We start from the raw sequence: 24,853 nt of genomic DNA, 5'->3' as shown, positions 1-24,853 counted from the left end.
AATTCATATCATTTCCCTACCCAAGCCAGCTCCGGCGTCCACTGGGTGCACGGCACAGTCTTGGAAAGCCCGGTATCGTGGACATAAGGCGCGCAGACCGCCATATCTTTTTGGATGAACATACAGGTGATCAGGCAATATTCATCCACCAGAAGCCGCTGGGCTTCCTGGATTTCCTCCCCTCTTTGCTGCTCCGGCGCCGTCACAGCATTCCAGATTGACTCCATCAGATCCGCTGGCTTCCACATGCTTCGGTACTGCCGGTCTCCGACAAAAGAGTTATACATCTGAACCACTGCATCGGGGTAGGCGGACCCGTGAATCCCCAGGATTCCATCCCAGCCCACTCCGCCGAACAGCAGCTCGGAGTGGACCATATCGCTGACCGGATTTAGTTCCAGCGATATATTTACCTCAGCCAGCATGTCCCGCAGGGCGAAAGCCAGCTCTTCCGCCCGGTCCGCCATCATATTATAAGTATAGACCGTGGAAAAGCCGTCCGGATATCCGGCCTCCATAAGGAGCGCCTTCGCCTTCTCCTTATCGTAGGGATATCCCTTCACCTGATAGTTATAGCTCCAATTGTCCCGGTAAGACAGCTGGTTCGTCAGCTCCACAGTATCCAGATAAATCTCTTCCCCGATCTTTTCCACATCCACCGCATGGGAGACGGCCTGCCGGACCCGCAGGTCGGAAAAGGGAGAGTTTTCATTGGCGGAGTCAAATACCAGTCCCCAGGGGCCGGTGCCCGATGACACAGAGTTTAACGCATATCCCTCGGAAAGCAGCCCTGCCAGACTGGTAATATCCCCGCGGATCAACACGTCGTAATCCTGATTGCGCAGGGCAAAATCACGGCTGATATAATCCGTGTCCGTAATGATCTCGATTCCGTCCAGCAGTGGCAGCCCTTTCTGCCAATAGTTTTCATTCTTTTCATACACCAGCTTTTTGCTCCGCTGCCATCCGGTCAGGACAAAAGGGCCCGTGCCAATCGGATTTCGCCTCGCCCACCAGGCGCCCCCGTTCTTTTCAAAGGCGGCCGGAGAAATCATCAGCCCCAGCCCCATACAAAGGTTGTCCTGCAGTGTATTATCCCACTCTTTCAGGAAGATCTTTACCGTCAAAGAGTCTTCCGCCACAATTTCCTCGATCCGGCTGGTTCCGGCTGCCTCGTGGCTGATCTGCTGGTCCAGATTCCACTTGACTGCTTCCGCGTTAAATTCTGTTCCGTCGTGAAAGCGGATCCCGCTGCGCAGTTCGATGGTCAGGGTCCGGTTTTCCCGATCTTCGGTGCAGCCCTTTGCCAAATGTCCCTGCGGCGTCCCTTTTTCATCCATTCGAAGGAGCGTCTCAATGGCCGGGGCTGCATGCCTGAGCTGAACCTCCGAAGTCATCTCCGGAGGATACCCCAGCACCTCCACGGTTTCATTGTCACAAATCCGAAGTATTCCGCCCGCCTTCTCCACTCCGACTTCTGTAACGGTCTCCCCGGACGGAAGGGCGTGGGAGGCGCAGGACTGACATCCCAAGGAAAGAAACAGGACTGCAATCACCCATCCTGTATATTTACATTTGCCATGTTTCATACTCCCGCCTTTCCCGGCTGCCGGCCGTGCGGCAAGCCTAGGCAATTTGTTATACCGGTAATCATGTATTCATTCAAACATTATACCCTGCGGTTTCCGGGTTGAAAAGTGAATTTCCGCCCTTCTCTCTGGTTTTCCTTTCCAATAGCACTTCCCAAAACAGGCCTGTTTCCACTTCTTTTTTCATTATATCCGCCTGTTTCCTGCCCCGCCCACCCACAAAATTGTCCGCCTGGGTGGACAATTTTGTCCTCCTTCCTTCCTGCGTATCCTGGTACATTCTGGATCATTGACAAAGAAAATGAAGCCTTTTATACTATAGTAAGAAAATACCCCAACTCATGGAGAAAAAGACATGAAACAAAGTTTTGTGAAACGGATTACTTTTTTCCTCTTGCTCACCATTTTCATATCTTTTTTTCTATGCGCGATTGTGACCTATCTCCACACGAAAGACACCCTGTACAACAATGCCATTGACCGTGGGATTCAGACTGTAAATTCGGACAAAATTTCTCTGGAAATCTATTTCCAATACATGCGCAAGACCGCGATGAATCTCTATTACAACACGAATATCTACCGGATCCTGCGCGCGGAGGAACACAGTTATGAGGACCGTTATGAGCTGCTTTCCTACCTCCGCTCCAGCATGGATCTCTCCAGCCGGACTCCGATCGTACAGATTTACCTGCACCTGTATCACTCGGAAAAAGCGTACCTAGTCGGGCAGGCAGGCCGCACCGTGACGGACTCTCCGTACCCGGTGGACATTCCGGCAGATACGCCGCTCTATACAGCTTACACAGAACAGCCCCACAATTTTCATACTTATGGAACCAGGCTGAATAGGAACCGGAATCAAAAGGTCTGCTCGTTCCACTGGAACATTTCCAATCCCACTGGGGAAACTTTGCTGGGCACCCTCTCTTTTGATATTGACGTCAGCACATTTGCCCAGTATCTGGACGGTGCGGAAAATAATACGGTCGCCCTCCTGGATGCAAACGGCAATCTGATCTACACCAACGATCCGCAGATGGACGCCGGGCGCTTCCAGGAAATTCTTGCATCCTGTGCGCCGGAAACCTGGTCTTCCATCGAGACGCCTTATTTCCACGGCATTGCCTTTCATCAGGCCCTGGAGAGCCAGGATGCCCCCTGGCAGCTGCTTCGTCTGGAATCCTTTGGTCTTCTCTATGAGGACGCCAATCATTCCCTGGTGCTGAACCTGTTGCTGCTGACGCTCTCTTGTTTCTTATGCGTCTCTTTCTGCGCCTATATCGTCTACCACGCCACCCGGCCGCTGATTTCCCTGAACCGCTATGTGCAGCGGGTGGAGTGCGGAGACCTGACCGCCCATATCTCCAACTATACCCAATACTGCCGCAAAGATGAGATCGGGAACCTGATCGTTCACGTCGAGCGGATGATGGACAATATCAATGAACTGTTTCAGCGCCAGCAGATGCTAAGCCGGGCCCACCGGAACGCCGAGGCCAAAATGCTGCAGAGCCAGATCAATCCGCATTTTCTCTACAATGCGCTTCAAAGCATCGGAAGCCTGTCCCTTCAGCATGGCGACAAGGAAGTTTACCGCCTTTTGACCATGCTTGGGTCCCGGATGCAGTACAGCATGAACCTGGAGCAGGCCTCCATCGAACTGAGGCAGGAGTTTCAGTATGTCCAAAACTACCTGACCCTTCAGAACGTCCGGTTCGACAACCGAATCTCCACGGAACTATTGATGGGACCGGGAACCGAAGACATTCCGGTTCCGAAAATGCTGCTGCAGCCTCTGGTGGAAAATTCCTTCAAACATGGGGAGCTGTGCCGGAAAACTTTCTCCTACCTGAAAATCCACGCTTCCCTGCAAGAATCGGTTCTCACGATCACGGTGGAGGACAACGGCACCGGGCTTTCCACGGACCGCCTGGAAGAAATCAATGAAACGCTCCGGCAAATCAATGTGGAGCAGATTTCCACCCCCAATCATATTGGACTGAAAAACACCCTGTACCGCCTGAAACTTCTTTACGGCAACGACGCGTCCATGGAGCTGAAACTGGTCTCAGGCGGCGGGATTCTGGTCTCTTTGCAGATCCCGCTCAATCATTTTTCTAACAAGGAGGAACGCCATGAAAGCACTGATTGTGGACGATGAGCAGCCGGTCATTGTCTCCGTCAAATTATTGGTAGACTGGAAAAAATATGGGATTGATACGATCTTGGAAACCACCTCGGCGGCGGATGTTCCCGCTTTGATCCGCACGGAAAAACCGGAACTGGTGATCTCGGACGTCCAGATGCCGGGGCTCTCCGGCCTCCAGCTGATCGCCATGATACACGAGATTCACCCTCCGGCCCAGATCATCATGATATCCGGGTACAGCAAATACGATTATATGAGAAGCGCCCTGCAGCAGAAATGTATCGACTATATTTTAAAGCCTCTGGATGAGGATCAGTTAAATGCGGCTGTCGGAAAAGCCATCGAAACCTACCGTGTGGAGGCAAGCCAGGCGCTGATTGAACAATCCTACGATTTTCTCCACTCGGAGCTTTCAAAGAAACGGGCGCAGCGGCTTTTTCTCCTGTACCATACGTCCCATCAAACCTCGGTGATCTGGGCGCAGCTTTGTGAGATCATGCCAGCCTTTTCCTCCATGGAATCCTGCCGGATCGGGATTCTGCCCACAGGCCATCTGCCTTCCGAACTCTTTTCCGGAGCGCGTGATCTTTCTTTGATCGTCAATTTCATCCATGATCTCTGCTATGAGACCGGGCAGAGCATCGCAAGTGAAGAACCCATTGATCGGAATATCCATATTTTATTCCATTCCGAGCTTTCCAATATTCCCGAACTCTGCCGTCGGATCGTCGACGCGGTCCGAGAAGAATTTCATCTGTTCCTGCCCCTGGGTCTGAGCCCGGCTGCGCCCTTTCCGGTAAACTTTTCCGATGCGGTCCGGCAGGCGGAAGACGCTGTCCAGACCTGCGGCTTGATGTACACCCGGCAGCCGGTCTGTTTCTCCCATGTCACCGGAAAAGAAGCGGAAACGCCTCCGGTCTTCCGCATGGAGGAGCAGTTGTACACGGCGGTGTTAAACGGCCATCCATCCGGAATCCGGATCGCGGTCCGGCTTTGTCTGTCGGATCTGACCTCCGGAAAAGGTCTGACCCTCCGCCAGCTGCTGCTGTTTCGGACTGCTTACATCGGCCTGCGTATGCGCTGGATTGAAAGTTTCCGTATGAACCACAAGACCGCCGCGTCACTGGATGCGCCTCCGGGCTCCTATTTCCGACTTCCGTTCCGTGACGACGGCCAATACGATCTGTCTGTCATGGAGGAATCTCTGATCGCAGACCTTTCGGCAATCTCCGACTACTTGAAAGGAGTCCTGGGGATGGGGCCTGCCTCCCAGAACCTATTCCAGCAGATCGAACAATACATCCATTTTCACTACGCCAAGCATCTGTCGCTGGAATCCATCGCCGAAGAATTCTCCCTCAGTTCCAATTACCTTTCCCGGAGCTTCAAAAAAAAGACCGGGTCCGGCATTACGGATTACATTAACAACGTACGGATTCAAAAGGCAAAGGAACTATTGGAAAACCCGGAAATCAAAATCTTTCATATCGCGGCCCAGGTGGGGTATTCGGACGAAAAGTATTTCAGCCGGGTCTTCAAAAAGACTGTGGGAATGTCGCCGCTCCAGTACCGGATCGCCCATACGGCAATCCTGCCTCCTTTAGATTTGATGTGAGATGTGACGAAAAAGGCTCCTGCGCCGGGAGGCGGGAGCCTAAAAATAACCTTGTTTCCAACTGTGGTTTTGCATTCTTTATCGTATCTGGGATCGCCTCCACGTGAGCAGTATCCCCATGATAATTAAAGCAGAAAAATCGAAGTATACATTTCTATTTCTCCCTATTCCGATATTTTCGAATGAGCTTATTGCGAACCGGTACGGCAACGCCGATCAAAAGCGCCACGGTCAAAATCGTAAAATCCATCTCATCCCTCACATTTCCTTAATTTTTCATAACTCGGATCGAGACCAAGGTTGCTCCCTTGTGTTATATCTGTTATGCTGTTGTGTATGTCAGTTATGACACAGGGAGGCAATTTTGTCAATCCCAATTACCACTTCCGCATAAAATGAGCAAATGAGGTAAAAAACTTTCTTCCGCTCCGATGAATCACCGAACGCGGTTCTGGTTACCGGTCAAAAAACGGCACATGGATTTTCGTCCGTGTGCCGTTTGTCTGTCCCATTGAGTCCAAGAGGTGTAAATTATAGTTTATTCCATTTCCATCCATCCGGAATTCGTGAAATATACCGGCGTTTTCTTTCCTTAAGCTCAATCAAAATAGCAGTAATTAAAGACACAGTAGAGAGAAGAACGGACCAGCCCTTCCAGATTTTCGGAAGCGACATAGGTTTCCACCAGATCATGAATCGGGAAGTTATAACAGCCTTCCATCCATATCTTCATGGCCTTCTGATACGATAAAGCGCGCTCATTGAAGTCGCGGATCATCCGGGTCTCATTCAGCAGGTCCGTGTACTCTTGCAGTTCCGGCAGCCCCATCACCTTCATCGTATTTTTCGCAGGTTCCACGTCGTTCATTGTGGCTGCCAGAGAACCGTAAGGCTCGCCGCTCATTCCCATATCCAGGATCGTCAGGCTCCAGTCCTCGGTGTTCTTGATCGTCTCCGACGCGGTGGCCCGGTCATAGTTCTGGAAATCAATCTCAATTCCAACTGCGCTTAAATAGCTCTGAATCACCTCAAATTCCGCCGTATGGTTCGCCGAGCTGTCCCCGACCCATTTCAGCGTCAGCCCGCTTTCGTAACCGGCCTCTTTCAGCAGTTCCTTGGCTTTTTCCGGATTATAGACATAAAGCGGATTGGCATCCAGCTCCGTATTATGGGCCCAGTGATCCTTTGCGATCAGGGATGTGGAGTTGTAGCCGATTCCGTTGAACACGACCTCATTGATGGCTTCCAGATCAATCGCATAGCCGATGGCCTGGCGTACCCGGATATCGGCGGTGGCTGTATTGGAGTTGTTAAAGATCAAGTTGTGAGTGTTGATGCTGTCGCACTCGATCACTTTCGCGCCTTCCACGTTGCCGGCCAGCACGCTGTCCACCTCCGTGGCGGTCGGGGCAAAGATAAAGTCGATATTGCCCTTTTCCATCTCGATCAGGGCCACCGATGCCTCTGCGATAAAACGGACGTTCACCGTCTCCAGCCGGGGCGGATTGCTCTGATCCCAATAACTCTCATTCTTCTTTAAGGTGACATGATCGCCGGATACATATTCTTCCACCACGTAGGGGCCGGTGCCGACGATTTCGTCCACGCCCGCACGGTCGCCCATCTTCTCCATGTAGGCTTCGCTGAACACGTAGCTCTGGACCAGGATCTCATGGGCATAGGGAACCGGCGTCGTCAGCGGAAGTTCCACCGTGTAGTCGCCGGTGGCTTTGATGTTGTCAAAATCCACATAGGTCTGAAACTGAGCTGCGATACTGGTGCCGTAAAATACGTTCTGGTAGGAATAGACCACGTCGCTTGCTTTCATCTCGGTTCCATCATTGAACAAAACGCCTTTCCGCAGATGAATGATCAGCGTATTCCCATCCTCCGAATACTCATAGGACTCCGCCAATGTGCAGACGACCTCCTGATTGGAATCAAACAGGCCCAGCCGTTCCAGCACAAAGCTGCTGGCCAGCGCCGTGGTGGAAGGCGACGCTTTGTAAGGAATAAAGGTGCCCGCGTCCGTGTACATGGCAATGTTGAAGGTATCCTTTGCGCTCTCCTTGGTTTTACCGTAGACCGTTTCCAGGCCGTCGATCTTGACGCCTCCGCTGCGCCCCTGCTGAACTTCCGACGTGCTCCCTGCCTCGGTTCCCGCCGGCGCCTCCGCGCCTGTCGTGGCGGACGCTCCGCTTCCTCCGCAGCCTGCGATCAAACTGAGACTAATCAGTCCCGCCGTCAGCCATGCTCTTTTCTTCATAGAATTCCTCCTTCTCATTTTCCTTGCCGACTGGTTCCTTTTCACCCGAAATCGCCTTTTTGATTCTTTCGATTTGCCGTCCGGCAATGATTCCAGCCGTTTCAGACAGCTTTTCGGCTGTTGGGCAATCTCGGCATTTCTAAGCTTTAATGATTCATTTCCCTGACCAAATGGCACGACACCACATGTCCCGGTGAAATTTCCTCTAAGACAGGCGACTCTTTCAAACAGAGTTCCTTTGCGTGGGGGCAGCGGGCCGCAAACCGGCAGCCGGGTTTGGGGTTGATCGGCGAGGTCAGTTCCCCGGTCATCAGCACCCTTTTTTTCTTGTGATGGATGTCCGGCACCGGCACCGCGGACAGCAGTGCCTTGGTGTAAGGGTGCAAAGGTTCGGCAAAAAGTCCTTTGGAGCTGCACTTTTCCACCATCTTTCCCAGATACATGACCATGATATCATCCGAGATGTATTTTACCACAGACAAATCGTGAGTGATAAAAATATACGTCAGCTCCCGTTCCTGCTGCAAATCCAGCATCAGGTTTAAAATTTGTGCCTGGATGGATACATCCAGCGCAGAAACCGGTTCGTCGCAGACTATAAAATTCGGCTCCATGGCTAAGGCGCGGGCGATCCCGATCCTCTGGCGCCTCCCGCCGTCCAGCTCATGGGGATAGCTCTCGGCAAACCGGGACGCAAGACCTACGGTCTCCATGACTGCATCCACCTTATCGTAGATCTGGCCGCTGGAAAGACCGCCGGTCTGTTTTAACGGCTCTCGGATCGTCTGGGTTACGGTCATCCGAGGATTCAGCGACGCGTAGGGATCCTGGAAGATGATCTGCATTTTCCGGCGCAGCTCGCTGAGTTTTGTTTTTCCTGGGTTGGTCACGTCCTCTCCCTCAAAAGAAATGCTCCCCGACGTGCTGTCCAAAAGGTGAAGAATCACCCGGCCCAAGGTGGATTTCCCGCAGCCGGATTCTCCGACGACTCCCAGAGTTTTCCCCTTCGGGATCCCAAAGCTGACGTCGTCCACCGCATGGAGAAGCCCTCTGGGTGTCTCAAAGTATTTTTTTAAATTCTGAACCTCCAGCAAATTACTCATAACGCCCCTCCTTTTCCTCCGCAAACAGGCAGCGGCAAAAATGTCCCGGCGCGATCTCCACAAGCGGCACCGGCTGCTCTTTACATGCCTCCGCAGCCTTCTTGCAACGAGGGGCAAACTTACACCCCTTCGGCAGGTTCATGGGATCCGGCATCAGTCCTCCGATGGGCGTCAGCCTGGTTCTCTCATCCGCTACGCTGGGCAGGGAACCAAATAGGCCCTCGGTATAAGGATGGGCCGTGCGGTCATAAATATGTTCCGCCTCCCCATATTCCACAATTTCTCCCGCGTATATGATTGCCACCTTCTCGCACATTTCCGCGACCACGCCCAGATCGTGGGTGATCAAAAGCATCGATGTATTCAGTTTTCGTTTCAGCCCGTTCATCAATTCCAGCACCTGGGCCTGGATCGTCACATCCAGGGCCGTGGTCGGCTCGTCGGCGAGGAGAAGCTCCGGGTTGCAGGCCAGGGCGATGGCAATCACAATCCTCTGCTTCATGCCGCCGGAAAACTGGTGGGGATATTCGTCGTAGCGTTCCGCCGGGATACCAACCAATTCCAGGGTGTCACAGGCTTTTTTCGCAGCCTCCGCCTTGCTCATCCCTTTGTTGTGGAGCTCAATGACCTCGCGGATCTGATCGCCGACCTTATCGATCGGGTTCAGAGCCGTCATGGGGTCCTGAAAGATCATGGAAATCTTTTTCCCCCGAATTTCCCGCAGCTCCTTCTTTGTGGCCTTAACCAGATCCAGGCCGTCGAATGTAATGGTTCCTCCGACAATCCTGCCCGGCGGATCCGGCACCAGGCCCATGATACCCAGCGCAATCGTGGTTTTTCCCGCCCCCGTCTCACCCACCAGGCCTAAGGTCTCGCCGCGGTTCAGCTTCAGATCCACATGATTGACCGCCTGGCACACCGAATTCTCTACGCTATATTGAATCGTCAGATCAGATATTTTCAGCAATTCTTTTTCCATAGGAAGCCCCCCTTAATTTTTCAGTTTCGGATCCAGAGCGTCCCGCAGACCGTCTCCCAGCACGTTCAGGGAAAATACCGTCAGCAAAATCGCGATTCCGGGAAAAGTTACGATCCACCAGGAATCCACGATGTACGCTCTCCCGGCCGACAACATGGCTCCCCATTCCGGTGAGGGAGGCTGCGCCCCCAATCCGACGAAGCTGAGTCCGGCCGCAGCTGTGATTCCGCCGGCCACATAGAGCGTGGCCTGGACAATGATCGGCGCCAGTACGTTCGGCAGGACATGAGAAAAGATGATCTGGAAAAAGTTTAAGTCAATGGCCCTCGCCGCTTCGATATACTCCTGGTTTTTCAGCTGGAGCACCGGGCCCCGGACCACGCGGGCAAACCGGGGAGCCGTGGCGATCCCCAACGCCAGCATGCAGTTTCCCACGCCGGGCCCCAGGGCCGCTGCGATTACGATGGCGGTCAGCATCGAGGGCAGGGCCATAAAGACGTCCAGAATCCGCATGATGATATTGTCCACCCGGCCGCCGTAGAAACCGGCGATGGAACCAAGGATAATTCCGGTGCATCCGGAAATCGCCGTGGACACCAGGCCAATTTTCAGAGAAATCCTTCCGCCGTAGAGAATCCGGCTCAAGATATCCCGGCCATAATTGTCCGTCCCGAACCAGTGGGACGCCGAGGGCGACTGAAACCGTTCCTTAAAATTTTGGATGTCATAGCCATAGGGAGCCAACACGCCGGCAAACAAGGAGGCCAGGATCAAAAAACTGATGATGGCCAGACCGATCATGGCCATCCGGTTTCTCTTCATTCTCTTCCAGATCTCCGCCACCTGGCTGCGCCTTTTTCTGGGAGCTCCTGCAGCCGCTTTTGACTCTGTTTGTTTCTTCATGCTGCTTTCGCCTCCTTCTTTTTCTTTTTGCCTCCCTGGAACTGGGTTCTCATACGGGGATCCACGATCGCATAGAGCAGGTCCACCACCAGGTTCACCACGCTAAAGCAGATGGCAAGCAGCACCACGCCGCCCAGCACGATCGGAAAATCCCTCTTTCCGATGGCGTCCACAATGTATTTTCCAAGGCCTGGAATGGAGAAAATCGTCTCCACGACCACCGCGCCTCCAAGAGCGATGCCGAACTGCATGCCGATGACGGTCAAAATCGGAATCAGCGCGTTTCTCAGCACATGATGGACGACTACCTTCTGTTCGGACTGCCCTTTTGCCCGCGCGGTCCGCACGTAATCCTGGCGGACGCATTCCAGTACGCTGGACCGGGTGGTCCGCATAACGGTCGCTGCGGAATTGATTCCCACCGTGATGCCTGGCAAAATCCAGTAGGCCGGGCCATAAAATCCGGAGGCGGGGAGCCAGCCAAGCTTCAGGGCAAATATGATGATCAGTTCCAGGCCGAGCCAGAAATTCGGCATCGAGACCCCCACCATTCCCAGCGACACGGCTAAATTGTCCACCCAGGTATATTGCTTGATCGCGGAGATCACTCCGATGGGAATGCCGATCACGATCATGATAAAAATTCCGCAGGAGGCCAAGCCCGCCGTCGTCGGGAAACGCTCCAAAATCCCTTCCGCCACCGGCTTTGAGGTGTACCAGGAATTTCCGAAATCCCCTTTGGACACGATATCCCATACGTATTTTCCATAACGCACAAGAATCGGATCATTCAGCCCCAAATCTTCCCGCAGCTCGTCGTACTGCTCCTGTGATGCGTTCTCTCCGAGAATCAGCTCTGCCGGATCTCCGGCCACGGCCATCATCATCAGGTAAAGAATCAGAATCGTTCCCAAAACCACCGGAACCATCATGAGCAGTCGCTTGATTACATATTTGAATACCTGCATCTGCTGCTTCTCCCTCCTTCAAACCTTCGTTTTCTCTTCCTTGGCCCTATGTTATCAGATCCCAAGGGGATTCAAAACTGATGATTTTGACATCTCTGGTGGACGATTCCGCCCTTTTTCCTCTGCTGATCCCCTACTACTTCTGATTGAATTGTGACAGAAAAAGAGGTATCATATGGGTATCTGTCTGTCGGACTAAAAAAATTGGACTTTAGAGAGGAAACAATATATGTGGGTATGTCCAAAATGTGGAAGAGAATTTAAAAAGACAAATCAGGGACATTATTGTGGAGAAGCACCAAAAACGGTATTAGAATATATAGAATCTCAATCTATAGAAGCACGTTCCCATTTAAGAAATATAGCAACCATAATCCGAGATAACGTTCCAGATGTAAATGAACATATATCATGGAGTATGCCAATTTATGAAAAAGCAGGGAAATCGGTTTCATTTTCTGCCTGCAAAAATCATATCAGCCTTTATGTGGGCATTGAAGCTATTGAGAAATTTGCGCCTGAGTTAAATGGATTTAGCACTAAGAAAAACGCTATTTATCTTCCTTATAACAAAATACTGCCCTCAAAATTGATTGAGGATATTGTAAAATGGTGCTTAACGTAGTCCGCAGCTCCTCCCTTTATGCTGGCAGAGAATTTTCACGGGAGAAGTCTGGTGGAACGTTTTATTTCTTGTGAAAAACAGACGCAAAAATTAGCCCGATTCTCTTTCCCTCGTCAGGAATCTTACCTTTTCCTTCTCATAAAACCGGATTCCATCCCTGATATCGAGCGGAAGATCATCTTTCCGGTACTATTCACATATACCACCGGCGCCCCGAAGGCGGAAAAATAGGCCTGACAAATCCGGTCATTCGTCTGTTTTTCCTCCTTCTGCTTTTTGGGCCGGCCGGAGAACCGTGGGGAAAAAGAATCAGCGACACTTCCCGGTCTTTAATCGAATCATACAGGTGCTTTCGGTGGGAATCGTAGCAGATTCCCACCGCCATATTGCCGAACGGCGTCGGGATCTCATGGCTGAAATCTCCGCGCCGAAAGAGGTAGGCCTCCCCCTCACACTTGCGGACTGCGCCGAAGACACGATCCTGACCGGCGATCAGATACGAATTATTAAAATAATTTTTTTACGATTAAATAATCAAAACGCACGCACCGCCTTCTTCAAATGAAAGGAATAGATCCAAGCTTCCTTCACCGGCTTTCCCACCGATCGTTCCAGCGCTTTTTGGTAATAGGAAAGCTGGTTCCCATACCGTTTGATCAGAACCCGTTCCCCCACTGCGTCTGTCTTATAGTCCACCAGGACCAATCCGTCCTCTTCTTCCAGGTAAAGGTCAATGATACCCTGGATGAGAACCAGTTCGTCCTCCTGTACCTCCGGGGAGAGCTCCGACACGGGGACACCCATGACAAAGGGGTGCTCGGTCTGTCTCCGCCCGCTCTTTTCCGCCTTCACGGTTCGCTGGCCCAATTCCGTCCGGTAAAAGCCTGCGATGTCTTCCGCTCCAATCAACGCCGCCAGCTCCGGTTCACCGGAAAACAGACGGTTGATCACTGCCTGAATTTTACCGAGATCCGCGCCGTCCTCCGGGGGAAGCACCTCCATCACCTTATGGTACGCAGTCCCCCGCTCCGCTCCCGATAGGATGCGGCGGGAACCAGAGAAAACTTCCTCCGGATGCTGTTGCGCCATTTTGCCGCGATCCGACTCGTTTTTCCGCCCCCGTCGTTCATCCTCCGGCAGCCGGTTTCCTTTCAGTTCCGATACGGAATAGGCCGATTTGACCCTGGTCAGGGCTTCATGGGGATATTGGAAGGATAGACGTTCTTCCCAGTCTTTTCTCAGCTGAAGCGCTCTCACCGGCAGGGCATCCGCCTCCAAGGCAGCCCGAAGCCACTCTCCCCGTCCGAGTTTTTCCGTCTCCTTGTCAACCAGCTCCCCGGTGGAAATCCGCCGGATCACAACGCCATGCTCATCCCTGGCCAAAGCCATCAGCACCCAGTCCAAATAGGAATTTGCGTCCTCCAAAAACCAGCCGGGCAGCAGGCGCTCTGAAAATCCGGCGGCCATCCTCACCTTATCCCTGGCATCCTCCAAAGATTTCCCTGCCGCGGTCAAAATCAGCTTTTCCCTGGCCCGCGTCAAAGCCACATAGAGAATCCTCAGCTCCTCGCCCTTGGTCTCCCGCACCATGGCGTCGGCCAGAGCCTGTTTATAAAGGCAGGGGATCTTTACCATATGCTCCGTATCAATCAGGTCTGAAGCAATCCCGCCTTCCTCGTGGAAAATCACTCGCTTCCTGGCATCCTGAAGATTAAAAAGCTTGGCAAGGCCGGCGACAAACACCACCGGGTATTCCAGTCCCTTGCTTTTGTGAATACTGGTGATGCGCACCAGATCATCCTGCTCTGAGAGCGTGGACGCAGGACCGTAATCCACCTCATACTTCTGGGCTTTCTCCATATACCGGTTAAACTGGAACAAGCCCCGAAGGCTTGTGGACTCAAATTCCATGGCCTTTTCCCGCAGCATCTCCACATTGGCCCGGCGGACAGCGCCGGAGGGAAGGGCCGACAGGTACAGGCCGTAAGAAGTATCTTCCAGCACCAAATCCAGCAGCTCATGGATCGGCAGAGAAACCGCGCATTCCCGGTACCGGTCCAGACGGGCGAGAAACGCCTGGATCTTCTCTCCCCCCCTCCTCCGGCAGCGTCCATACAAACTGGTGTCGGCGCCCACCTGTTCCGGCCCGTCCGGATCCTTTGGCAGCAGCGCCAATTCCTCCTCGGTAAAACCGCCGATCGGTGAGAGTAAAACCGCGGCCAGGGGGATGTCCTGACGGGGATTATCAATGATTTTCAGCAGGTTCAGCACCACCTGAACCTCCCCGGCGCTGAAATACCCTTTTTTCTCCTGGGTCGCGGCGGGAATCCCTTCGCTCATCAAAAGGGAGGCAAAGCCATCGGCCCAGCCTTCCGTGGTCCGCAGCAGGATTACGATGTCCCGGTATTGAAGAGGACGGTAACTTTCCTTCTTGGCATCCCAGACCTGCATGCCGCTCTTCGGATCCATCAGCTCCCGGATCCGGCCCGCTATGATTTTCGCCTCCCACTCCCGGCTGTCCGCCGCATCCTCGCATTCCGCGTACAAAAGCTCCACCGGTTCCGTGTCCGGCGGATAGGAGGCTCCCGGATGGAGGGCGGCCTCCTCGCTGTAGGAAACGCCGCCCAATTCTTTTCCCATCAGCTGATAAAACAGATGATTCACCGCATCCAGCACCGAAGGCCTGGTGCGGAAATTTTTGTTCAGGTCAATCTTTCTTTCCCTTGCTTTCGGATCGTCCGAATAAGTCTCATATTTCTCCAGGAAAAGTTCCGGCTTAGCCTGGCGGAATTTATAAATACTCTGCTTCACGTCGCCGACGAAAAAAAGGTTCGGCTCTCCTCGGTGCGCGCCGGAGATCGCGGTCAGAATCCGTTCCTGGATCAGGTTGCTGTCCTGGTACTCATCCACCGCAATCTCGTCAAAACTTTTCCCTAAAGAAAGCGCCAATTCGCTGGGTCCGTCCAAAAGCTCCAGGGCCCAGTGGGCCACGTCGGAAAATTCCGCCAGATTCCGTTCCTTCTTGACGGCAAGATAAGCTTCGGAAAATTCCTCTGCCAGGTCGATCAGAACGTTCATTGGTCTTTTCAGCGCCTGAATCGCCGCCAGCATCGCCTCCGGTTCATCCAGGCAGTATTTTTTCTTTAAACCTTCCACTTCTTTTTTAACGAAATCCCGCAACGCCGAGAGACGTTCCTGAACTTCTCTGGCGCCGTCCATGCCTTTCTTTGAAGGTTTTCGGGAAAACTGAAAGGATGAAAGGGCGCGGACCCATTCCGAGAACGTATCCGGCGCCAAAAGTTGATCCACCAATTCCCGGTCGGCTAAAAACATGGGACCGTAGGCGGAAACCACCGGTTCCCTGCGGATTTCACAAAGAGCCTGTTCCTGCTGTTTCCTCAGGCTTTCCAGTTTCCGTTTCCCCCGTTCCATCGCTTCCGACGCCCAGGGAAAACCGTCGAGGCTTTCCTCGTCCGTCCCGTATTTCCGGCGGCATTCATCCAGCCATTTATTTGGGTACGGCGCGCTCTGAGAAAAATCATAGAGCTGTAAAATCAAATCTCCCATGGAAGTATCGTTCTTTCCGTCGGCGTAAGCGTCGGCAAAGGCCAAAAAATCCGGAGACTTTTCCTGGTATTTTTTTTCTAACAGCGCCTCCAGCACATCGGCCCGCAGAAGTTTCAGCTCCCCGTCCTCCCCGATCCGAAAATCCGGATCCAGATCCAGCAGGGGAAAATGATTCTTTACCACCCACATACAAAAACTGTCGATGGTGGAGATATGGGCATGGGGCAGCAGGGAAAGCTGGCGCTCCAGACGGCGATTTTCCGGTTCCTTCTCCATCGCTGCTTCCAGGGCATGGGTCAGCCGGTCCCGCATTTCAGCTGCAGCCGCCTTCGTGAAAGTGACGATCAGCATCCGGTCGATATCCGCCGGATGATCCCGGTCTAAAATCCGTGATAAAAGGTGTTCCACCAAAACCGCCGTTTTTCCGCTCCCGGCCGCGGCGGCCACCAAAAGGTTGCACGTCCTGGCATCGATGACAGCCTGCTGAGCCTGGGTCCACTGTGTCGCCATTTACTCTCCCTCCTTTCCTTTTTGTTCTTCTGCCCCTGATGGCTCCTCCTCGATCCGGGACCAGATATCGGAAGCCTTTTGTTCCTTCAGCCGTCGAGTCCGATATCCCGGTAATTTGGGATCAAAACCGCAGACAGAGGCAAAGGCGCAGAAATCACAGGCGGAATCCTTTTTCCGCCGGTAGGGGGCCACGGTGATATCCCCTTTCAGAATTGCGCTCCCGAATTCTTTTACTTTTTTCCGGACAAACCGGCGCAGGCACGCAAACTGCTCCTCGCTGATTCTGTCTCCGGAGACCTCCTCCATATGGGCGAGCGCGTCGTCTCCCCCGTTGGTCAGCCCGGAGAGCTGTAAAGCCTTCTTCCGCTTTGCGTTGAGTTCCTCCTCTGACCAGACTCCGCCTCCGTCGATCAGAGGTTCCTCGATATGATAATAATACACGCCCGCAGGGACGATTTTTTTGCCCGGATGCTTTCTCTGCTCCATCTCCAGCACGGCGTCGAGATAGACGGCCAGCTGCATCTGTAAGCCATAATAGATTCCATTGAGATCCAAGGTGGTATGTCCGGTCTTATAATCCACGACTTTCACATAAAGCTTGTCCCCGTCCTCGCAGATATCCAGACGGTCCACCAGCCCTCTTAAATACATCTGAGCGTCATCGGGAAGCTCCCAGCTCATCACGGAGGCCTGCCTTCCGTCAAAAGCGAGTTCCGCGGCTTCCGGCCTGAAATCACCGCCCTTCCACTGCTCGCAGAGAGCCCAGATCGTCCGGTCCGTGATTCGCTTCCAGCGATCTACATAATACGCATTTTTCGCCGAAGAGCTGAGGATTCCGCTATTCACGGAGGCCAGGGCGCTTTCCATACACTGATTGGTCAGTACTTTCCGCTTTTCCTCCGTGACATCAGCAGGCGACAGATTCTCTTCCTTTAGGCTGTGGAAAAAAGTCTCCAATGCTTTATGAAAGAAATTCCCGCGGTCCATACCTCCGAACTCATACTCCGCCCGTTCCGAAAGCCGCAGCCCATAGGTCAAAAACTGAGCGTAAGCGCAGGCCGCATACCGTTCCAGCCGGGTCACGCTGCCGGAAAGCACATCGCCGTAGACTGCGCGCGCTGCCGCCTGGCTCAGCTTTCCTTCCCTGTACTGGAAAAAGCAACCGTCCAAAACTTTCTCCAGCCGTTCTTCCTCCCCGCCGCATTCCCTCAGCAGCCGGTACAGTTCCACCCACCAGTCTTCCGGCTCTCCTTCCCGCAGATGTCCGGCTCCGGCCGCCAGCACCTCACGGGCGCTGCCGCGGCTGAAAACCCGGCGTTCCTTTTCTTCATCCACCGCCAAGAGATCGGGGAACAGCCGCTTTAACTGGCCCAGCACAGAGGAAGGCTGCCTGGCCTCCCCGCTTCCGGACAATTTGCTGGCGGAGAGCCAGAGAAACCGGGAGGGCTTGGTCATCAGGCTGTAGAGATAAAACCGCTCCATAAAAGCTTTCTTCTTTGCGGTGGGAGCCAGCGCCTCCGTCTCCCGGCCCAGGATTTCCCTTTCCTCATCCGAGAGGATCCCGCCTGCTCCGCCGGGGGAAGGCACGATGCCGTCGTTGAGCCCCAAAAACAGCAGCGCTTTAATGTCGGTGAGACGGCTTCTTTCAATATCGCCTACCTGAACCTGGTCCAGGCAGGAAGGAATGGATCCCAGTTTCACTTCGGACAGACCGGCGTCCAGAACGTCCCCGAACTCCGCAAAAGACAGATGTTCGTCCCCCAGGAGCTGCTCCATCTTCGAGAAAAGTTCTTCCAGATATTCCGGCGCCCGCTCATACTCTTCCGCTTTCCGGTAATTCCCTTTTTCTTCAAAACCCTCCGCCAAAGCCGCCATTTTTTCCGGCACGGAGAGCTCCTGCAAAAAATTGCGGATGCCGAAAACCGCCTCTCGGACCGTTCCTTTTACTTTTTCCTTCAGGCGGAACAAGGGGGCGGCAGCCTCCTCCCGCAGGCGGTTGATCTCTTCAAAATCCAGAAGTTCCAGGCCGCGGCAGCTCTCTTTCCACTCTTTTTTCCAGGCTGAGGCCCCCCGTTTTCCGGTAGCATGGACATAGTTATCCAAAAGATCGGTTTCCTCCTGGGAAAGGAGGGAAAGCCCCGTCCGCAGATAGCCGAATACTGGTTCATAAGGGAAATTTTTCTCCACGGCCTCCAGAGCGCTCCGGATTAGTTCGACCATAGGATTTCCCATCAAGCCTTTTTTCGTGTCCATGAAATAAGGAATTTCCGCCTGTTCCAATTCCTTCGTCAGATAAGGGCGGTAGCCGGGAAGATCGCCGGTCACCACCGCAATCTCCCGGTACCGCAGCCCTTCTTCCTGTACGAGACGCCGGATTTCCTGGGCCGCAAGTTCCGACTCGCTGCGGGGGTTCTGGGCCAGATGGAGGGAAATCCCCTCCGGCCTTCCCTGCCAGACGGATCCGCTTCCGTAGCGGTAGAGATAGCGCTCCAGATGAGCAAGGGCCGGCTGCCCGTCAAAACGGACCGGCCCCGTCTTCGGACAGGGGGCATAAAAAAGCTCCACCGGCTCCCGGACATTCTTCGCCGTTTCTTTCAGGCGCTTTACGCTGGTTTTGCTGACGGAAAAAAGCTCAAATTCCTCGATGGGTTCCAGAGGAACCCCCTCCGGCAGGGTAAAGGCCATGGTAACCAAGCCGCACTGGCGGAGCATCTCGGCCACGATCTGGTACTGGACCGGCGTAAATCCCGTAAAACCGTCCATGGCCACCACCGCCCCTTTCAAAAACTTTGACCGGGGCAGCGTTTTTGCCAGGATCAGCAGCAGCTCCTCGGCCGGGATCGTGCGCTGGCCCATCTCCTCCGCGAACGCACGGTAAAAGACCAGGATATCCGAAAGCTTCCGGTTCAGCAAAGGCTGATCCTTCACCCGTTCCATCATTTCCGTCAATTCTTCCTCTCCGACACCGTACTGATATAGCTCTGAGAGCATGGATTTCATGCGGCTGATGAAACCGGCCCGCCCCAGGTTTTTCTGAAACACCAACAGTTCTTTTTTCTTTTTCCCGGCCACCCGGCGCAGCAGCATGTTTTTCCCGATATCATCCAGGATCTGCCATTCTTCCAGGTTTTGCTCTTCAAATACCCGGTAAGCCAGCCGCTCGAAACTGAGAATATCAATGTTTAAAATCGCATGGTTCGGTGTCATGGTGACCAAACGCCTCTGGGTCTCCATGGTAAACTGCTCCGGCACCAAGGCGATGTGGCGCAAGGAAGGACGGGCTGCCGCCGATGCGATCAGCTTTTCATATAGTAATTTCGTTTTTCCGGTTCCGGAGGCACCGAGAAGCAGTTGAAGTGGCATGTCTCAAATATCCTTTCTCTATCACAACCAAAAAGAATTTCCTATCAAATAAAAAGAGGGCCGGCATCTTCCGCCAGCCCTCCTCCTGTTCCTCTTCCGTTACCAGTATACCGAAAGGGGACCGGGATTGCAACCCATTTATTTGTACCGCGTCTTTTACTCTGCGTCTCCCAAAAGATCCGCAGCCGAGTTTTTCAAGGTTTCCATGGCGGAACGAACCGCCTCGTAATCCGCGTCGGTCATCTTCTCCGGTTTTGCCTTCCGCAGCAGCCGCTGAAGGTTCGCCATATCGGCCTTCACCTGATTCTTCACGGATTTATCAATGGTTTTCTTTTCCTTGCGCAATGCCTGATCCACCTGGAAAATCAGCCGTTCGGCTTCGTTCTTCACGTCCAGCCGCTCCTTGCGCGTGGTATCTTCCGACGCATAGCGGGCCGCGTCCTCCACTGCCTGCTCGATCTCAGAATCAGAAAGGTTGGATCCGGCGGTGATGGTGATGCTCTGTTCCTTGCCGGTCCCCAAATCCTTGGCCGACACGTGGACGATTCCGTCCACGTCGATGTCAAAGGTTACCTCGATCTGAGGCACGCCTGCCATGGCCCGGCGGATTCCGTTCAGCCGGAATTTTCCCAGACATTTATTGTCGCGGGCAAATTGGCGCTCGCCCTGAAGCACGTTGATTTCCACGGAACGCTGGAAGTTGGCGGCTGTGGAAAAGATCTGGCTCTTTCTCGTGGGAATCGTGGAGTTTCTCTCGATCAGCCGGGTGGCAACGCCTCCCACGGTCTCGATGGAAAGGGACAAAGGGGTGACGTCCATCAGCAAAATTTCATTGAGCCCCGCATCTCCGGCCAGCTTTCCTCCCTGAATCGCTGCGCCCAGGGCCACTGCCTCATCCGGATTCAGGTTCCGGCTGGGCTCTTTCCCGGTCAGGCTCTTTACCTTGTCCTGCACCGCCGGAATCCTGGTGGAACCTCCCACCAGAAGCACACGGCCCAGTTCCCGGTCCGTGATACCGGCATCGCTCATGGCATTCTTTACCGGCCCTGCGGTCCGCTCCACCAGATCAAAGGTCAGCTCGTTGAACTTGGCGCGGGTGATGGTCATTTCCAGATGCTTCGGGCCCTCCTTGCCCATGGTGATAAAGGGCAGATTGATGGAAGTCTCCGTGGAGGTGGAAAGCGCCTTCTTCGCATCCTCAGCCGCCTCCTGAATCCGCTTCATGGCCATCTTGTCTTTGGAGAGGTCCACGCGCTCCTGCTTTTTAAACTCCTGCAAAATATAGTCGGCGATCCGCTGGTCAAAATCATCGCCGCCCAGCTGGTTGTCGCCGGAGGTCGCCAGCACTTCGATCAACCCTTCGCTGATCTCGATGATGGAAACGTCGAAGGTGCCGCCGCCCAAATCATAGACCAGGATCTTTTGCGCCTGCTCATTGTCCAAGCCGTAGGCCAGGGCTGCGGCCGTCGGCTCATTGATGATTCGCTTGACTTCCAGTCCCGCAATTTTTCCCGCGTCCCTCGTCGCTTTCCTCTGAGCGTCGTTGAAGTAAGCGGGCACTGTGATCACCGCCTCCGTGACGGCTTCGCCAAGATAATCCTCCGCGTCCTTTTTCATTTTCTGGAGTATCATTGCGGAAATTTCCTCCGGTGAATATTTCTTTCCGTCAATGGAAATCTTTTTCTGGCCGCCCATCTGGCGCTTGATCGAAGAGATCGTTTTCTCGCTGTTGGTCACCGCCTGGCGTTTGGCCGGTTCTCCGACGATCCGCTCGCCGTCTTTCAAAAAAGCGACCACGGAGGGCGTCGTCCGGGTGCCCTCGGCATTGGGGATCACCGTCGGCTTTCCGCCCTCCATGACCGCTACACAGCTGTTCGTGGTTCCTAAATCAATTCCAATAATCTTGCCCATGGTATCTGTTCCTTCCTCGCTTCTTCGTTCCGATGCTTTGGCGTATTTCTTCAAAAGAATTCGAGAAATCGCCTCAAGTGATTTTATTTTAGCCGCTACATTTTAACAATTTGTGTTTCTGCTCTAAATTTCTTTTGAAATTCGTAAAGATTTTATAACTTTAAGGCTTTCTATCCAGGGGGAGGCCGTCGGATCAACGATCTGCTGTCCTCATTCCGATTTATAAAACTTAGGCTTGGCAGTCACACCATCTTTCCTGTCATTGCGGCTATTTTTCCCGGCAATTTACTTCTAACTTTTTTATAAATTCGGATGTAAAAGCGATTGCTTCGCAAGTTATTTTTTCACAGATATGCGGAGTGTCGTTCTCGGTAAACCCACCGGGTCTCAAATCACGGCAAGCTAAAGAACCGAACTGATGCGTAAATGTTTCGGCAAACTCACAACAGATAGAAGCAATCTCCGCTTCGCTTTTTCCAAGCTGACTATAATATATCCCAAAAAACATCAGGCTTCCTTCCACCAACCCGCACTGCGCCCGAAACCCTCCCGCACCATGCAGGCCAACCGCAGAAGGAAGAATCTGTGCATCGTATTCTATGCCAAAGATTTCCCCCAAGCAGATCAACGCAGTTCTCGCACAATTCATATTACGATCCCAGTATAATTCATGGACTTTCTCGTTTATGTTCATTTTGAACCTCCCCTAAATGCAGCGTCCGTTTCCAGTAAGACGCTGATCCCTTCCCTCTTCATCCGTTCTATATTTGTATGTGCCTATCGAAACACATCTTAACCTTCTAATTATAAATGGCAATTTATCTCAGTATACAACATTTTAGGTCAGAAGTATAGCAGCGCATATTTAAAATAAACATGCGCTGCTATAGAGAAAAGAACTTGATTTATTCTGTTAAACGGCGCGGATCAGCCGTTCTCTCTCTTCTTTTTGTTCTTCCAAAAACTTCGGGCCAAAAGCATAGGCCATCACCTCTTCCACCGTATTCACCGGCAGAATCTCCAAAGCGGCTCTGGTCTCCTTCGGCACATCCTTCAAGTTTTCCTCATTTTCCTTCGGAATCAGAACCATCTTGATCCCGGCCCGCTCCGCGGCCATCAGTTTCTCCGGAAGGCCGCCGATGGGCAGAACCTTTCCGCGCAGGGAGATTTCTCCTGTCATCGCCAGGCGGGGATCCACGGTCCGACCGGTCACCAGGGAAACCAGGGCGGTAAACAGAGTGATCCCGGCGGACGGACCATCCTTCGGCACCGCTCCCGACGGCACATGGATATGGATATCGCTCTTGGCAAAGGGAAACCCGTTCCCTGCAAACAGGGACTTCACCAGGGACAGGGAGATCGAGGCGGATTCCTTCATCACGTCGCCCAACTGGCCGGTCAGGCGGATCTGCCCGCTCCCCTCCATCGCCACGGATTCAATAAAGAGGATCTCTCCTCCCGCCTGCGTCCAGGCCAGCCCGGTGACCACACCGGCCGGGTTTTCCCCGGTTACCTTCTCGTGATTCGCCACGCGCTTGCCCAGCAGATCCGGAAGCTGCCCCGGCGTTACGAAAACTCCGTGCCGCCCCTCTTCGACAATCTGGACGGCTGCTTTCCGGCAGAGCACATCCATCTGTTTTTTCAGGCCGCGGACTCCGGCTTCCATGGTGTAATCGGTGATAATCGTCCGGATCGTCTCCTCCGAAACCGTCAGATCGCTTTCCTCCAATCCATTCTCCCGGATCGAGGCGGGAAGCAGATAATCCCTGGCGATGTAAAACTTTTCATCCGGCGTATAGCCGGACAGGGAAATCACTTCCATCCGGTCCAGCAGAGGCTGGGGAATCGTATCCATGGTGTTGGCCGTACACACGAACAGCACCTGGGACAGGTCGTAGGGAACATTCAGATAATGATCGGTAAAAGTATTGTTCTGTTCCGGATCCAGCACCTCCAAAAGAGCGCTGGCCGGGTCGCCGTTATAGCTGCTGATCAGCTTATCGATCTCATCCAAAACCATGACAGGATTGGACACGCCGGCCCTGCGGATCCCTTCCATAATCCGGCCGGGCATGGCTCCCACATAGGTTCTGCGGTGCCCTCTGATCTCGGCCTCATCCCGGACGCCGCCAAAGCTGATCCGGGTATACTTCCGGCCCAGGGCCTCCGCGATGCCCTTCCCGATACTGGTTTTTCCGGTTCCCGGCGCTCCCACCAAAAGCAGGATGGATCCCGTCTGATTTTTCTTCAGCGCCATGACAGCCATGTGCTGCAAGATCCGTTCTTTGACCTTATCCAGGCCATAGTGTCCGCGGTCCAAAATTTCTCTGGCTTTTTTCAGATCAATGGGGCCTGCCTGCGTTTTCTTCCAGGGCAGATCCGTCACAAATTCCATGTAGCCATGCAGCGTATTGTATTCCGAGCCATGGGGGCCTTCCTGCTCCAACCGCTTCAACGTCCGAAGAATCTCCTTTTTGGCGTCCTCCGGCATACCGGCCTCTTCAACTTTCCGCCGGTATTCCTCAGTCTCCGAGCGCTCCTCCGGGGACAGCTCCTCCAGTTTTTTCTGTAAAACTTCCATCTGCTGGCGGATCGCGGCCTCCTGATAGGATTTTCCCTTTGTCTCATTATATTTTTGGGTTAACTCTACCTTTAACTCCACCGCATTTTTAAATTTCACCAGGCTGCTGCAAAAAAGAGAACCCCTTTCTTTATAGGAAGACGTTTCCAACAGAGCATATTTTTCATCGGGGCTCATCCCGATGAACTGGGACAAAAACGAAATCAGCTCATTGGCCTCAGTCAGCGTATTCATGTACTCGGCCAGCTTCTCTGCTCCATGAAAAAATTCAGCCAGTTCTCCCGCCGTCCGCTTGATAAATTCCACCAGGTCCCGCCGGCCGGTCTCGTTTACATCGATCTCCTCCGGGATGCTCTCAAACTCCCCTTCCACGCGGTCGGACAAAACCCGAAGAAAGACACAGCGCGCCCGCTCCACCGCCTGTACGGAAAGCCAGATGCCCGCGGCATTTTCCTGCACTTTCAGCACCTGGGCCCGGACGCCGATTTCATAGAAATCCTCTGCCTGAATCTCCTCCCTTTCTTTTTTATCCTTCAAGGGAAGCAAAAGGATCTCCGGGGAATCCTCAGATTTTAGCTCGTTCAGTTCCTCCTGATTGATTGTATCTAAATTAAAATGATAGGGAACTCCCGGAAGAAGAACGGTATCATAAATCGGTATTACCATCATATGTATTCCTCCTCTGTCACCGAAACACTTATTTCAGCTTAATATGATTAGA

General features: G+C 53.3%; 14 protein-coding genes. 3 read left to right on the top strand and 11 right to left on the bottom strand.

Annotation, left to right across the window (positions count from 1 at the left end; genetic code table 11):
* Positions 1 to 8: 8 nt before the first annotated feature.
* Positions 9 to 1,589 carry an ABC transporter substrate-binding protein gene (locus MUB23_RS13020; protein WP_244801024.1) on the bottom strand — a complete coding sequence of 527 codons (1,581 nt, stop codon included), beginning with the start codon at positions 1,587 to 1,589 and terminating at the stop codon, positions 9 to 11.
* 355 nt (positions 1,590 to 1,944) lie between these two features.
* On the opposite strand from MUB23_RS13020, the gene MUB23_RS13015 reads away from it, so the two are divergent.
* A complete protein-coding gene (locus tag MUB23_RS13015; RefSeq protein ID WP_244801023.1) occupies positions 1,945 to 3,753 on the top strand; it encodes a sensor histidine kinase in 1,809 nt (602 codons plus the stop codon).
* A complete protein-coding gene (locus MUB23_RS13010) occupies positions 3,728 to 5,356 on the top strand; it encodes a response regulator transcription factor (RefSeq protein ID WP_244801022.1) in 1,629 nt (542 codons plus the stop codon). Before MUB23_RS13015 ends, MUB23_RS13010 begins: the two co-directional genes overlap by 26 nt.
* A gap of 598 nt (positions 5,357 to 5,954) precedes the next feature.
* Here MUB23_RS13010 and MUB23_RS13005 read toward each other — a convergent pair.
* The 5 genes from MUB23_RS13005 to MUB23_RS12985 all read right to left on the bottom strand — a co-directional run bounded on the left by MUB23_RS13005 (position 5,955) and on the right by MUB23_RS12985 (position 11,575).
* Positions 5,955 to 7,622: an ABC transporter substrate-binding protein gene (locus tag MUB23_RS13005; protein WP_244801021.1), complete on the bottom strand. Its 1,668-nt coding sequence runs from the start codon at positions 7,620 to 7,622 to the stop codon at positions 5,955 to 5,957.
* Positions 7,623 to 7,768: 146 nt separating this feature from the next.
* Positions 7,769 to 8,725: an ABC transporter ATP-binding protein gene (locus MUB23_RS13000; protein ID WP_244801020.1), complete on the bottom strand. Its 957-nt coding sequence runs from the start codon at positions 8,723 to 8,725 to the stop codon at positions 7,769 to 7,771.
* A complete protein-coding gene (locus tag MUB23_RS12995) occupies positions 8,718 to 9,704 on the bottom strand; it encodes an ABC transporter ATP-binding protein (protein WP_244801019.1) in 987 nt (328 codons plus the stop codon). Before MUB23_RS12995 ends, MUB23_RS13000 begins: the two co-directional genes overlap by 8 nt.
* 12 nt (positions 9,705 to 9,716) lie before the next feature.
* Complete coding sequence (locus tag MUB23_RS12990; RefSeq protein ID WP_244801018.1) at positions 9,717 to 10,607, bottom strand: ABC transporter permease; 891 nt, start codon at positions 10,605 to 10,607, stop codon at positions 9,717 to 9,719.
* Positions 10,604 to 11,575 (bottom strand): ABC transporter permease, encoded by a 972-nt coding sequence (locus MUB23_RS12985; RefSeq protein WP_244801017.1) that lies wholly within the window; start codon positions 11,573 to 11,575, stop codon positions 10,604 to 10,606. Before MUB23_RS12985 ends, MUB23_RS12990 begins: the two co-directional genes overlap by 4 nt.
* 229 nt (positions 11,576 to 11,804) lie before the next feature.
* On the opposite strand from MUB23_RS12985, the gene MUB23_RS12980 reads away from it, so the two are divergent.
* On the top strand, positions 11,805 to 12,200 hold the full coding sequence (locus MUB23_RS12980) for an iron chaperone (RefSeq protein ID WP_244801016.1): 396 nt from the start codon (positions 11,805 to 11,807) through the stop codon (positions 12,198 to 12,200).
* Between the two features lie 534 nt (positions 12,201 to 12,734).
* Here the strand turns inward: MUB23_RS12980 and addA are convergent.
* From addA to lon, 5 genes are all read right to left on the bottom strand, one after another.
* Positions 12,735 to 16,277 (bottom strand): helicase-exonuclease AddAB subunit AddA, encoded by a 3,543-nt coding sequence (addA, locus tag MUB23_RS12975; RefSeq protein WP_244801015.1) that lies wholly within the window; start codon positions 16,275 to 16,277, stop codon positions 12,735 to 12,737.
* Positions 16,278 to 19,640 carry a PD-(D/E)XK nuclease family protein gene (locus tag MUB23_RS12970; protein ID WP_244801014.1) on the bottom strand — a complete coding sequence of 1,121 codons (3,363 nt, stop codon included), beginning with the start codon at positions 19,638 to 19,640 and terminating at the stop codon, positions 16,278 to 16,280.
* Positions 19,641 to 19,796: 156 nt separating this feature from the next.
* Positions 19,797 to 21,551 carry a molecular chaperone DnaK gene (dnaK, locus tag MUB23_RS12965; protein WP_244801013.1) on the bottom strand — a complete coding sequence of 585 codons (1,755 nt, stop codon included), beginning with the start codon at positions 21,549 to 21,551 and terminating at the stop codon, positions 19,797 to 19,799.
* A 268-nt stretch (positions 21,552 to 21,819) separates the two neighbouring features.
* Positions 21,820 to 22,245 (bottom strand): C-GCAxxG-C-C family protein, encoded by a 426-nt coding sequence (locus MUB23_RS12960; protein WP_244801012.1) that lies wholly within the window; start codon positions 22,243 to 22,245, stop codon positions 21,820 to 21,822.
* Between the two features lie 219 nt (positions 22,246 to 22,464).
* Positions 22,465 to 24,801 carry an endopeptidase La gene (gene lon, locus MUB23_RS12955; protein WP_244801011.1) on the bottom strand — a complete coding sequence of 779 codons (2,337 nt, stop codon included), beginning with the start codon at positions 24,799 to 24,801 and terminating at the stop codon, positions 22,465 to 22,467.
* Positions 24,802 to 24,853: the final 52 nt, after the last annotated feature.

The sequence above is a fragment of the Cuneatibacter sp. NSJ-177 genome, assembly GCF_022867805.1.
Taxonomy (GTDB): domain Bacteria; phylum Bacillota; class Clostridia; order Lachnospirales; family Lachnospiraceae; genus Pseudolachnospira.
Note: the sequence above shows the minus strand (reverse complement) of the source record. Positions and strands in the feature narration are given on the sequence as shown.